9 protein-coding genes and 6 pseudogenes are annotated in these 12,939 nt (G+C 37.7%); 7 read left to right on the plus strand and 8 right to left on the minus strand.

The window, feature by feature from the left end; translation table 11 throughout:
- Positions 1-62: pseudogene (locus FD26_RS11095) on the minus strand (recombinase family protein); the annotation flags it as partial.
- 247 nt (positions 63-309) lie between these two features.
- Between FD26_RS11095 and FD26_RS09570 the strand changes: the two are divergent.
- The 3 genes and pseudogenes from FD26_RS09570 to FD26_RS09580 all read left to right on the plus strand — a co-directional run bounded on the left by FD26_RS09570 (position 310) and on the right by FD26_RS09580 (position 4,087).
- Entirely contained in the window at positions 310-2,577 is a 2,268-nt protein-coding gene (locus FD26_RS09570; protein WP_003680292.1) for an ATP-binding cassette domain-containing protein, read from the plus strand.
- A gap of 80 nt (positions 2,578-2,657) precedes the next feature.
- A pseudogene (locus FD26_RS11420) lies at positions 2,658-3,191 on the plus strand (transposase).
- An 8-nt stretch (positions 3,192-3,199) separates the two neighbouring features.
- Positions 3,200-4,087, plus strand: coding sequence for an IS3 family transposase (locus tag FD26_RS09580; RefSeq protein ID WP_235526720.1), 888 nt, complete (start codon positions 3,200-3,202; stop codon positions 4,085-4,087).
- Between the two features lie 52 nt (positions 4,088-4,139).
- Here FD26_RS09580 and FD26_RS09585 read toward each other — a convergent pair whose 3' ends face one another.
- Entirely contained in the window at positions 4,140-4,325 is a 186-nt protein-coding gene (locus FD26_RS09585; RefSeq protein WP_057868209.1) for a hypothetical protein, read from the minus strand.
- A 349-nt stretch (positions 4,326-4,674) separates the two neighbouring features.
- Between FD26_RS09585 and FD26_RS10940 the strand changes: the two are divergent.
- Positions 4,675-4,956: pseudogene (locus tag FD26_RS10940) on the plus strand (lyase family protein); the annotation flags it as partial.
- Positions 4,957-6,011: 1,055 nt separating this feature from the next.
- Here the strand turns inward: FD26_RS10940 and FD26_RS09595 are convergent.
- The gene (locus tag FD26_RS09595; RefSeq protein ID WP_057868210.1) at positions 6,012-6,656 is read right to left on the minus strand and encodes a DUF4355 domain-containing protein; all 645 of its coding nucleotides are present in this window, start codon (positions 6,654-6,656) and stop codon (positions 6,012-6,014) included.
- 208 nt (positions 6,657-6,864) lie between these two features.
- Between FD26_RS09595 and FD26_RS11390 the strand changes: the two genes are divergently transcribed.
- Both FD26_RS11390 and FD26_RS09600 read left to right on the plus strand, forming a co-directional pair.
- On the plus strand, positions 6,865-6,996 hold the full coding sequence (locus FD26_RS11390; RefSeq protein ID WP_016511903.1) for a hypothetical protein: 132 nt from the start codon (positions 6,865-6,867) through the stop codon (positions 6,994-6,996).
- Between the two features lie 6 nt (positions 6,997-7,002).
- Positions 7,003-7,251: a GlsB/YeaQ/YmgE family stress response membrane protein gene (locus FD26_RS09600; protein ID WP_054643339.1), complete on the plus strand. Its 249-nt coding sequence runs from the start codon at positions 7,003-7,005 to the stop codon at positions 7,249-7,251.
- Positions 7,252-7,369: 118 nt separating this feature from the next.
- On the opposite strand, the gene FD26_RS09605 is transcribed toward FD26_RS09600, so the two are convergent.
- From FD26_RS09605 to FD26_RS10945, 5 genes and pseudogenes are all read right to left on the minus strand, one after another.
- The gene (locus tag FD26_RS09605; RefSeq protein ID WP_235525359.1) at positions 7,370-8,056 is read right to left on the minus strand and encodes a minor capsid protein; all 687 of its coding nucleotides are present in this window, start codon (positions 8,054-8,056) and stop codon (positions 7,370-7,372) included.
- Positions 8,057-8,214: 158 nt separating this feature from the next.
- Complete coding sequence (locus FD26_RS09610) at positions 8,215-9,549, minus strand: PTS sugar transporter subunit IIC (RefSeq protein WP_057868212.1); 1,335 nt, start codon at positions 9,547-9,549, stop codon at positions 8,215-8,217.
- Positions 9,550-9,730: 181 nt separating this feature from the next.
- A pseudogene (locus tag FD26_RS09615) lies at positions 9,731-10,629 on the minus strand (ROK family protein).
- Between the two features lies 1 nt (position 10,630).
- A pseudogene (locus tag FD26_RS09620) lies at positions 10,631-11,443 on the minus strand (family 1 glycosylhydrolase); the annotation flags it as partial.
- Between the two features lie 11 nt (positions 11,444-11,454).
- Positions 11,455-11,691 (minus strand): annotated as a pseudogene (locus tag FD26_RS10945) (helix-turn-helix domain-containing protein); the annotation flags it as partial.
- A 185-nt stretch (positions 11,692-11,876) separates the two neighbouring features.
- Here FD26_RS10945 and FD26_RS09625 point away from each other — a divergent pair.
- The gene (locus FD26_RS09625) at positions 11,877-12,797 is read left to right on the plus strand and encodes a prenyltransferase (protein WP_057868213.1); all 921 of its coding nucleotides are present in this window, start codon (positions 11,877-11,879) and stop codon (positions 12,795-12,797) included.
- Positions 12,798-12,939 lie beyond the last annotated feature (142 nt).

Here is a 12,939-nt window from a genome sequence, read left to right on the forward strand (position 1 = left end):
GCTAACTGTCGATCTAAATGTTGCTCCTTGGAACTCACACGCGCATAACCGATTTTAGCCATTTCCAGTTCTACTTTTGGACAGTTCTAATGAACACTTGTAATTCCTAGTATAGCTCAGAAATAAAAACGGCCACTAGGGTATACCCTATTGGCCGTTTTTGATCCATTATCAATGGCTTTTTAAATTAGGGCCTAGTACTTTTGGAATGGAAATACTTTCCAACACCAAAAATTCTAGACCCGATTATTTTTGTTAAACGAGATTTCTATATATAATGGAATTATAAATTTACTGTTGGAGGTTTTTATGACTGATTTATTTGCAGATGGGACTATCTCTATCCATGGAGCTCAAGAAAATAACTTAAAGGATGTCAGTTTAGATATTCCTAAGCATAAAACGACTGTATTTGCTGGTCTTTCTGGGTCTGGTAAATCCTCTTTAGTTTTTGATACATTAGCCGCTGTTTCCCGACGTGAATTGAATGAAACTTTTCCTAGTTTCACCCAACAATATTTGCCTAAATACGGTCAACCTGAAGTGAACCGAATCGACAACTTACCAGTGGCAATTGTGGTTGAACAGAAGCCTATTGGTCGTAATTCTCGATCTACTCTGGCAACCTACACCGGCATCTATTCCGTCTTACGTTTGATGTTTTCTCGAATTGGACAGCCTTGGGTTGGGTATTCTGAATGGTTTTCCTTTAACCTACCTCAGGGAATGTGTCCAAAATGTCAGGGATTAGGCTTTGTTGACGACATAGATGAACGTCAATTAATTGATCCTAATAAATCACTCAATGAAGGTGCAATGACTTTTGCCGGTTTTCAACCGGGAACTTGGCGTTGGAAGGAATATGGCAACAGTGGATTATTTGATTTAGACAAAAAAATTAAAGACTACACCGATGAAGAATATGATTTATTCATGCACGCTCCGCAACAAAAATTAAAAAATCCACCGGCAAATTGGGGCCGTACGGCATTATATGAAGGACTAGTTCCACGTATGCTTCGCTCTGTTATTCATAGTGCCTCAGGTCGTCATCATGAAGCTGCCTTATCAAAGATTGTCACTCGAAAACCTTGCCCAGTATGTCATGGAACACGTCTGAACAAAAAGGCTCTAACTGGTAAAATTGCTGGCAAAAATATTGCAGAAGTCAGCGATATGGATTTAGTAAGTGTCCTAAAATTTTTGGATAATATCTCGGACCCCAAGGCTAAAACAATGGTGCGTGAACTACATAGTAAAATTCAAGCTTTGGTCGACATCGGTTTAGGTTATCTTTCCCTTGGCCGTGGAACTGATACTCTATCTGGTGGAGAAGCTCAACGAATTAAAATTGCCAAATATTTGACGAGTTCCCTATCCGATTTAGTTTACGTACTCGATGAACCAAGTGTAGGACTCCATCCTCACGATATTAAATTAATTACCCAATCCTTAAAAAAGCTCAAGGAACATGGCAATACCATTATCCTAGTTGATCACAACCCTGCCATTATTTCGACAGCAGATTATGTCGTGGAAATGGGACCACAAGCCGGCAAAAATGGTGGTCAAGTAACTTTCACTGGTACCTACGACGAACTATTACGGTCAGATACGATTACGGGTAAAATGTTACGAGAAAAAATCACTTTCCCAAAGCCTCGTGAACCTCAATCTTGGCTAAATGTTAATCATGTAACTTCTCATAATTTAAAAGACGTATCTACCAGAATCCCTCAAGGTGTAATGACCGTGATATCTGGACCAGCAGGTTCTGGAAAAAGTACTTTAGTCCAAGCTTTCAAACAACAAGTTTCTGATCAAGACTATATTGATTTGAGTCAGGATTCTGTAGGTTTGAATATTCGTTCTACACCTGCAACTTACTTGAACATTTTAAATCCTCTACGAAAGCTTTTCAGTAAAGCCAACAATGGCGTTTCAACACAACTATTTAGTTATAACGGTAAAGGTGCTTGTCCCCGTTGCAAAGGTAAAGGTGTGATGATCACCGAGATGGCATTCATGGATCCAATCGTTCAAGAATGTGAGTTGTGTCATGGGAAACGTTATAGCCAAGAAGCACTACAATACACTTATCATGGCAAAGATATTTCTGAGGTTCTAAATCTTTCTATCAACGACACTTTAGAGTTTTTCAAAGATGTGCCAGATATCTACAAAAAGGTTAGTCTACTCCACCAAGTTGGACTTGGTTATTTGAATCTTAGCCAGTCGATGACCACTTTATCTGGTGGTGAAGTGCAACGTGTTAAGTTAGCAATGGAATTGAATCATACCGGCCGAATCTATTTCTTAGATGAACCAACAACCGGATTGCACTTACAGGATACTCAACAATTGATCGATTTATTTGAAGGATTGGTTGATAAGGGCAATACATTAATTCTGATTGAACATAATCTGAAATTAATTTCACGAGCCGATTGGTTAGTCGATATGGGACCCGATGCTGGTAAATTCGGCGGTCAAGTTTGTTTTGAAGGTCATCCAAAAGATAGCCTAAACGATAAAAACTCTCGGACTGGTGCTGCATTAGCAGCTATAATTTCTTAAAAGATTCAAAAAGATCACCTCATTTAAAGTGCTCCATAATTGTTAGACAAGAAATCTAACAGTTATGGAGCACTTTTTCTATGGTCAAATATAGTTCAGAATTAAAAGCAGAAGTCGTTAGTGAATATCTTCAAGGTGACATTAGTATCAGTCTTCTTTCAAAGAAACGTAACTTGCCTCGAATACAAGTAGGTAGATGGATACAAAACTTTCGTTTGAGCGGCGCAGACGCTCTTAAACGAAGAAGAGTTAAATGAAGTTTCTCAGTTGAGTTTAAAGTTGATGTGATAAACTACTATCAAACTCATGATGAAACTTTAGCCGAAGTATCCGCAAAATTTGATGTTAATTCTTGTCAAATCAGTCTTTGGAGGACAGCCTTCAATCAGTATGGTATAGAAGCCTTGAAGCCTCATCCGAAAGGCAGAAAAACCAAAGTGAAACATAATAAGAAGAAATTACGTAAGTTAGTAAACAAGAACGAAATCGATCAACTTCGTGAAGAATTGACGAAAAAGAATCAAGAATTATATGATGCAAAATTGGAGAACGAAATCTTAAAAAAATCAATGACCCTGTTCGGAACCTCAAAGGACGAAAGAAAACACAAATAGTTGATCAGATCAAGGTCGAACAAGAGTCTCTTCCGAAATCTAACCGGTATAAAGTCGGCGATATTCTTAAGAACATTGGACTTAAGAAAGCGACTTATCATGATGAACGTAAACGTATCAAAAATTATGTAGATAAGTATGAAGATGTAAAAGTAGAGATACTAAAAATTGCCGAAAGCGGAAGATATCGCGGACGTCTAACCTACGGTTATCGTCGCGTTCAAGAAGAGCTCATTAAATTAGATATCCATCTATCAGACGCCGTAGTGCGTCGTTTGATGGATGAATTAAATGTTCAAGTAAGCCTTTATAACCGCCACAGAAATGGTAGATATTCATCTTATAAAGGTACAGTTGGAAAAGTGGCCCGTAACGTTCTACATCAGCATTTTAATGAAACCGTACCTTTCAAAGTATTACATACCGATGTTACACAAGTACGCTTGGCCGATACTAAGTGGGCTTACGTTTCAGCTATTACTGACGAAGCAAGCAAGGAAGTTTTAGCATTTCAAGTAAGTAATAGTCCTAACAGTAAACTAATTATGGATACACTCGATGAACTCACAGAAAATATTCCGGAAGGAATGAAACCAATAATTCATTCAGATCAAGGTTGGCATTATCAATTGAATTACTATACCGATAAACTCTCTGAAAAAAAATTTATACAAAGCATGTCTCGTAAGGGAAACTGTCTTGATAATGCGCCAATTGAAAGCTTCTTTCATCTTCTTAAAACAGAATGTCTTAATGGATTTCCACAGTGTAAAGATATTGGAGAATTCAAGGAAATCACAAAGAATTACGTCGATTGGTTTAACAATCGACGAATATCACAGAAAACAAAAGGCATGACTCCCTGCGAATACAGGGAACATGCCTTAGCACTTTAAAAATATTCAATTTTGTCTAACTTTTGTGTTGCACTTTAATGTGGGTATTGCTTTATTCATCACTCTTTTTGTTAATCTTTTTAGCAACTTTATCGACCATTTCATCAGCCTTATCTTTCACTTGGCCAACTTTTTCTTGAACCTTACCCTTTAGTTCCTTCTTATCGTCATCTGTTGTCTTACCAACGGTTTGATTTGTTTTACCTTTAATAATATCTTTTTTGCTATCAACACTCATAATAAAACTCCTCTCTTTTTGTTTATACATTAATCTTAACAACTTGAGAAATTAAAGCAACATATTAGCTTTTTGCCCCTATTAAATTATTTATTCCATTTTTAAATATCATTTCAAAAGAATCATCTAATTCATTAATAGCCATTTGAGAATTACTCATCCAGAATTTCATTAGGCTCGATATATTAACTGATAAATATTCAATTAACAATTCTACATTAATACTTATAGCTAAAACTGAGTTTGACTATAGCTATATGGGGGCGCTAAACTAGGTTTATAAACTAAATGTTATTTTTTTCACACGTTTAGTAAGCGCTTACCAACACATTAATTGGAGGTTATCAACATGACAGAATATCGAGTTGAATCGGATACTTTAGGCAAAGTTAAAATTCCTGCGAACGCCTTATGGGGTGCTCAGACAGAACGGAGTCGCCATAACTTTCCGACTGGTACGAAGATGCCGTTGGAAATGATTCGGGCACTACTTCAAATTAAGCGGGCCGCAGCGATTGCGAATAAAGAAGTTGAAGCAATGACTGCTGAAAAAGCTGATTTAATCGTGGCCGCCATTGATAAGTTATTAGCGCTCGACGATGAAGATTTGCGTAAGGACTTTCCGCTGGTTGATGAGCTACCTGATACGCCTGAAGCTTTAGCTTTAGGTGAATTGATAGTTGGGACAACATAATCAGTTCCTACTTTAAAACCATATTTAACTAATTGAATGTTACGTGGGTCATAGGATACTTGGAATAACGGCTTAGTTCCCGCTGCCAAGTCAGCTAAATAAGTGTCGGGCTTAGTTTGAGTCAAGTCAACATCTGTTCCGGCAACGTGGCAAGTAACTACTCGTTTCTGAATAATGGCTACCATGCCGCCCTTTTGAAATTCGTCACGTTGAACAACTAGGCTATTAGTCGGAGTAGCAGTTGCATAATCAATGGCTCCAGGGCCGAAGATGAGTGCATAAGTAGTTCCATCAGAAGCAACCGGAATGCTATCATCTTGAATGATGCTCATACCTTGATAAGTGGCAATTAGAGTAGCTGCGCCAGCAGGTTGCAGGTATTCAATCAATTGTTGTTCACGCATTTCTGAATAAGCTGCTGAGTTAACAACTAATGTCGATAAGGTGTTATCCATTACATCACCCATGCGGGCAAGTGCTTTAACAAAGTCTGAGGCGGATAATTCTTTTTCAGAACCCACACCATAAGTCTTGGCAGTCGCGATATCAGTATTGTTAAAAGTGGCTTTAACAGTATCTAAAAGAATCTTTGTATCTTGGCGAGTCCACCAGTTGCCAAAGCAATTAGCAATCTTCTGTTGGGTACTTGCACCAGAAATTAAATCTCCCCAGTCAGTATTACCGAATGACTTGCTTTGATACATCTTAATGCCGTATTCCATAGCAGAATCAACACCATTAGTTTGAATATCGTTAGTATCATTCCATTCATCTGCATCACCGCTTAAATCATTCATTGCAGGGATCTCAACTGATCGTCCTGGTTGAAGCAATCGGCCACCTAATACTGGATCGTTTTTTAGCACACCAGATTGAACAAATCGATTAGTTTGAGTATTTTGACGATAGATCTAGTCTAGAAAGACTGTTGGTTCAATTAAATTACTAAAATTCGTAGGGTTTCCGTTAATTACGGTCATTACCTATACCTCCTATTTAAGTTTGTTGTACAAATCTGGGGTTTGACGATAAAGGTTAGTCTGCTCTTCAAGGCTCATCTGCGCAAAATCTTCGCGTGTCATAGAAGCGTTAAATTGTTGACCGCCATTCTGTGGTGATTGATTACCCGTAACTTTCTTTTCAACAGCTTCCTGAACTGCTTTGTTAAATAAGTTTGTAAACTTATCTAAGTTATTGTTACGAACATCTTCTTTAACATCACTAATAAACTCCGCAAATTCAGCTGGAATGTGCTTGTCAGTTAGAACAGTTTTAGTTGCAGCTAAAGCATCCTTACGATCAGCTTCATCTAATTTTTCTTGAAGACGGTCTTGCTGTTCTTTTAAGGCTTGTCGTTGCTCTTCTAAATCGGCTTGGGCCTTCTCACTAGCATTCATGCTGGCTCGTTTTTCACCCTTTTCAAGCCATTCTTGTTCCTTTTGCTTAAGCTCCTTTTCAAAATCATCCCGCAGATTGCTTTCTACTTCTTTAGCCTTAGAGGCCATCATCTTTCCAATATCATCCTGTGTGTAGGTCTTGCCAGCTGGCTTTGGATTTTTACCATCAGGATTTGGGTTGGAATCGTTTGGCTTAGGTTCTGGGTTAGGATCAGCAAAAAATTGCAAATTTGTTTTCATCATCAAAACTCCTTTTTAAGTCCGTAGACTAAATTGTTTGTAAGTGCAATAACTAAATCAATTATTCTTTAACGCCTGTAATTGAGAAAAAGGCAAATCAAAAATTCCTATTTTAAAAAGAATGGCACAATCGAATACTTGTATGCAAATATTCAATTGCCTATAATTAGATTTAGAAGGATGCAATTTAGATAATGGAGGATTTGATATGAAAAGATTTGGACTTTGGTCAAAAATATCAATTATCATTTCTATATCTCAACTTTTATTAGCCATTTTTAAAGAAATTCAAAACTATAACAAATCTAAAAAACATCCTTCGAAAAATAAGAGAGGATGATGTTTTATGCATTGGTTATGGGTTTTAATTATTGGTGCCATCATTGGTGCTATTGCTGGAGCAATTACTAGCAAAGGAAAATCAATGGGGTGGATTGCTAATATTGTTGCCGGATTAGTTGGTTCCTCTATTGGAGAAGCTATACTCGGATCTTGGGGCCCTCAATTAGCCGGAATGGCAATTATTCCTTCAATTATTGGAGCAGTAATTGTTGTTGCTTTAGTTTCTTTCTTTGTCGGTAAATCAAAGAATTAGTTTTTAAGCTTCATTTAAGGTTCTTATACTAAATTATAGATGCTAACTTAGTTAGCACCCCTCGACTTTGTTGTGAGTGAAGCCAATTAATAATATTCCTGACCCACTTAGTTTTAAACTAAGTGGGCTTTTTTTGTTCCTTAAATACCCTATCAAGTTCACCAGACAGCAGATTCCCATCTTCATCACAGGCTACCAGCTGGCAACGACACCTTGGATGAGTATCCGTGACTGGAATCGGTGCTTGTCCATAGGCAAATGTTTGTCTATCAAGTGGTTCACAAATATCACAAACACGATCATCTTCCTCGGTTAACCACATCACATACTGAACATTCTGTTCCTCATACGCTCTATTCTTACCACCGTTGCTATTGCGTATAGCTTCATTAGTTGTTAACGTATGAATTCTGGATAGCATTTGGTTCATAGGCGTTGCTAAATTGTCATCAATTCGATCACCGCTTTGAGGAATACTGCGGGTCATTTTATTGATGTCTGATTTTTTCATGCGGAGACTCAAACCCTTGTTCAGGGTTTCTTTCATTCGTGTCGTCATGACGTCGCCATGCACCCAAATTCGTTGAGAATACTCAGCTTGGTTGGCTACTTTATCTGGAACTGTTGATAGTTTATTAGGGCTTGAATTATTATAGCCATCGATATACTGCTGTTTGAGTTCATTAACTGCAAATGATTCATTTTTTGCTGTAGCAATATTCATACCGGCGCCAATCATTGCACCCAACATATCACGCCGAGAAATAGATGCTTGGGCAAAGATTGCTTGCAAGCGTTTAGACAATTTATCACTAGGACTAGCGTTAGCTAGCATTTCATCAATTGCTTGGTAAAATCAATATAACGATTAACAATAGTTATGTATACATACACTAATAAATTGCAGTAAATAAAAAAACTCATGAGCTTACAACACCCATGAGTCTTTATTAATCTAATAAGTTAAGCTTTAGCACTAATCTCAGCTTGTTCTTGTTTATAAAGGATTGCATCTTGTTTATGTACAAATGGATAGTAAACAAAAAATGATGCGGTAATGATGATAGCCTGCCAAATCATGACTTTCCAACCACCGACTAAGAACCCTGAAACAATTGGTGGAGTAGTCCATGGTACTTGTACACCATTTAGATATGGCAGAATACCAACTTTAATTAGGAAATATGTTGAAAGCATTGAGAATGTAGGCATAAACATAAATGGTACAACCATAATAGGATTCAAAACAACTGGCATACCAAAGAGAATTGGTTCATTAATATTAAAGATAGCTGGAATAAACGCTAGTTTACCAATATCTTTAAGTTGTGCTGATTTGGAGAAGAACAAGATATAAATAGCAAGTCCAAATGTCATTCCGGCACCTGTAACAGTACCAAATTGATCAAGTAGTGATTGTGTAAAGATATGACCACCTAAGGCTTGTGTTACAACACCATGTGCTTTAAATATTTGAGCATTTTGTAAAGCATTGGCCTGTAGTAATGGTCCCATAATTCCACCGACAATAGTTGAACCGTGAACACCAAAGAACCATAGGAATGGAATTAAAATACCAACTAAGAAGACACCACCTCCAGAATCAGTCAAACCTTGTAGAGGTGTTTGAATTGTTGTATAAATCCATTGTGTAACGGTTTGATGTGCTACCAAATCAAAGAAGATATAGATAATCAAGAAACCACATACAATTACAAATGCAGGAATCAATGCAATAAATGATTCTGCAACTGCGGGTGGAACTTGTTCAGGTAATTTGATAGTAATGTGATGCTTTAGAAACCATGAATATACCCAACCAGTAATCAAACCAACTAAGATTGCGGCAATCATACCTTGACCACCTAGCCAAGTTCTATCAATGAATCCACCAAGCATTGTTGGTGCTTGATTGGCTGAGATAACTGTCTTTGTTCCGTTTAAAACAGCAGTTGTAGGACGCATAATCAAGAAGAAGCTGACCAAAGCAGTCATTCCGGCTGGAAGTGGTTCAAAACCAGCATCCTTAGCCCAATTATATGCGATACCAACAACAGCAAAAATTGCCATAACTCCGAATGAAGCATTATATGCTTGGTTCCAATATGGAGTTAACCCTGTAGCATCCATCCAGTGAGCAACTGCTGGAACTGGAAATGAAGCCAATAGTAAGAAAACAGAACCAATCATGATAAATGGCAATGATACTAACATACCATTTTTAATTGCAGTTATAGCTCGCGTATTGACAAACTTCATCATACCAGGCATAACTTTTTCGTTAAACCATGTTTTCATAAATTTCACCCCTCAGTGTTTTTGCAAACACTTAAATTTTGAATCCTCAAAATGAATGAAATTATTTTATGTTGGAACACAGTCTAAAATACGATTTCCATAGAACAACACACCATTCAATTTGAATAATACAGTAACCAAAATCATTGTTATCAATATCCCCTCATTATCTTCATAATTTTTAGGCGTGAATCAATTGATAAACTGCACCGATCATCCCAGCATCATTCTTTAATTTTGCTGCTTTGACAAGTGGTAAATCTATATCCTTAATACTATTATGTGTAGCCTTGACTTCCTCAATCGTCTTATTCAGATTTTCGATGAATTCAGTATTGGTGCTAATTCCACCACCAACAATTACTACTGCGGATCAAAAGAAACTTTCAAATTGATAATTCCCTTTGCCAGACTATGATAGTAACTCTTCAAAACATTCTGAGCTAAAACTTCCCCATCGTCAGCACGTTTAAAGATTAGGCGAGCGTCTTCAACTGGTTGATCACTGAACTGATTATATCGTCTGATCAAGCCAATGACAGTCGCACCACGGAAATTTAGACTGCCCATCTCAACATCAATATCATCATCTTCAACAATCATCCAACCAAATTCACCGGAACGAGCATGAGCGCCACGATAGATTTGATCATTAATAATCATCGCACCACCAACTCCAGTTCCCAGAACTAAACCAATATAGTCGTGAATTCCTTGAGCTGAACCAATCCACTTTTCAGCAATCGCTACAGCATTGGCACCATTTTCGATTTTGGCAGGCAAACCTGTTTTTTCCTCTAACAATTGGGCCAAATTGATACCTGTAAAACATTTCACAGCTCCAGAAGTTGTTAGGAAACCATCTGCTTGGACAACACCAGGCATACTGACACCGATACCTAAAACATTCTTATCAACTGATTGAATGTTTTTAACGGCTGTTACCAAGTCCTTCAACAAACCAGCTTGGTCATCAACGTTAGTCTTAAAATGTCCTTTATTAGATACAACTCCATTTTCGTCAACTAAACCATACTTAACTGAAGTTCCTCCAATATCTAAACCTACATAATTTTTCATCTTAATCTATCTCCGCACCATTGGTTTTAATGACATTTTGGAACCAGTAGAATGAGTCCTTCTTGTATCGATTCAAACTACCTGTTCCGTCATCATTCTCATCAACGTAAATCATACCATAGCGTTTAGACATCTGACCGGTACTTGCGGCTACCAAATCGATACAGCCCCAAGGTGTATAACCAATCAAATTAACACCATCTTTCAAAACAGCTTGTTTCATTGCATGGATATGATCAGTCATATAGTCAATTCGATAATCATCATGAACTTTGTTGTCGCTAGTCTTTTTATCGATAGCACCAAGTCCATTCTCGACGATGAATAATGGTAAATGATAACGATCATTGAACCAGTTTAGATCATATCTCAAGCCAACGGGATCAACTTGCCAACCCCATTCACTAGCCTTAACGTAAGGATTCTTAACACGATCATGACTTTCATTGTATTCAAGCTTGCCAGTATCTTTGACGGCAAAGGACATGTAATAACTGAATCCTATATAATCAACTTTACCTTGGCTTAACACTTGCAAATCATCGTCAGTCATATCCAAATCAAAATTACGTTCTTGGAAATGATTCAACAACCATTGTGGGTAGAATCCATTTACGTGAACATCAGCGAACCAGAATCTTGTTTGCATTGCGCGTTGAGCAAATAGAATATCTTCTGGTTTAGATGTGAGTGGATAGATTGGAGTCATCGCAATCATGCAACCAATTTGAAAATAAGGATTGATCTCGTGACCAATTTTGACAGCTTTAGCACTAGCAACTAACTCGTAATGAGCGGCTTGATACATTAATTTTACAATCTACCGATCAAGTGTTTAAGGTTTTTAGTAAGCGAAGACTTTTGCCCCCGTTGACTAACCTTGCGTTCAAAGTCAGTTTGCACTAGCTCAGCCTGGTACTCACCATTTAGTCGGTGAAGTTCGTTAAAGATGGTGGTCTTACTAAAGTCTAAGTAGTTAGCGATGTATCGCAAGGAACGTCCTTCATTATGAAGCGTTTCAATGACAAGACGGTTCCGGAATGATAAAATAGTGGTGCTCATCAAGGTCCTTCTTTCTAATGGATTGTGTGGTAACACCATTAAAGACCTTGATGGGTTTTTCTGTCCACTTAAATGTTCAACTTAAATTTTACAATCTGCCTTATACATTATTTTATCAAGTATAGAACGGAATACGCTAAAATAGTCTTTGATTAATAAATATCAGAAAAGGAGAAGTTAAATTCATGGATATTCCAACCCGTCGACAGCAATTTAAAGCTCTTGTTCAAGCACAATCGACTGTCATTTCGGCGCTACCTTACTTATTAGGTTGTGCCTTCACCTATTTTTATTACGATCACTTTAATATTGGCGATGCTGCTCGCCTCTTTATTGCGGTCATCTGTTTCCACCTTGCCGTTAACGGTCACAACCAATATACCGATTACAGGAGGTTCAATGCCAGCGGCTCAGTTTCGGAGAATAACATTATTGGCAAATTTAAAATCAGCCTTTCTTGGGCCCGATTAATTATTGGCAGTCTCGTTCTCCTTTCAGCAGTAATTGGGATCTATCTGACATTTAAGACTGGCTGGCCGCTACTTTTGATTGGTCTCTTAAGTTTTTTGATTGGGTACGCCTACTCTGGTGGCCCTCACCCGATTCTTAAGACCCCTTTAGGTGAACCAGCTTCCGGGATTACAATGGGCTACAACATTACCCTACTCGCCATCTACGTCAATATTTATAACAGTCCTCAATTTGACCCCTTCTTCTGGCTAAAGGGCCTCATTGTTGCTCTGCCAGCAATTCTTGTAATTAGCAACGTCATGCTTGGAAATAATATTTGTGACCGGGACGAAGATATTCAAATCGGCAAGCACACTCTTGTCTACTATATCGGTCGTTCCGCAGCCATGAAGGTTTTAATCGCTTGTTACGTTCTAAGTTATATTATGATCATCGTTGCGGTAGTTCTTCACTACTTACCTGTGCTGACCCTGCTAAGTCTTGTTACCATCCCCATCGTTTACCAACGAATTAAAGTTTTTGTCCAACATCCCGATAAAATGACGACATTCTTTAATATTCTGATCGGCCTTCAATTAATTCTGGTTAGTGAAATTCTCTTTACGATTATTGGCATCATTATCAAAGTCATATAAGACAGTTAAAGGACCCCTGGTAAAAGCCTCAACTGACTTCTATTAGAAACTGTTTGAGGTCTTTGAAAGACGCTTGAATTTCCGGTAAAATATGTGAAAAAAGGACTTCATTATGAAGTGCAATAAAAAAGTTAGACATTTT

This window comes from Companilactobacillus crustorum JCM 15951 (assembly GCF_001434585.1).
Classification (GTDB): domain Bacteria; phylum Bacillota; class Bacilli; order Lactobacillales; family Lactobacillaceae; genus Companilactobacillus; species Companilactobacillus crustorum.

Coding starts and splice junctions, on each gene's coding strand:
- FD26_RS09570 (WP_003680292.1), top strand. CDS start 310: ATGACTGATTTATTTGCAGATGGGACTATCTCTATCCATGGAGCTCAA.
- FD26_RS09585 (WP_057868209.1), bottom strand. CDS start 4,325: ATGAGTGTTGATAGCAAAAAAGATATTATTAAAGGTAAAACAAATCAA.
- FD26_RS09595 (WP_057868210.1), bottom strand. CDS start 6,656: ATGAAAACAAATTTGCAATTTTTTGCTGATCCTAACCCAGAACCTAAG.
- FD26_RS11390 (WP_016511903.1), top strand. CDS start 6,865: ATGAAAAGATTTGGACTTTGGTCAAAAATATCAATTATCATTTCTATA.
- FD26_RS09600 (WP_054643339.1), top strand. CDS start 7,003: ATGCATTGGTTATGGGTTTTAATTATTGGTGCCATCATTGGTGCTATT.
- FD26_RS09610 (WP_057868212.1), bottom strand. CDS start 9,549: ATGAAAACATGGTTTAACGAAAAAGTTATGCCTGGTATGATGAAGTTT.
- FD26_RS09625 (WP_057868213.1), top strand. CDS start 11,877: ATGGATATTCCAACCCGTCGACAGCAATTTAAAGCTCTTGTTCAAGCA.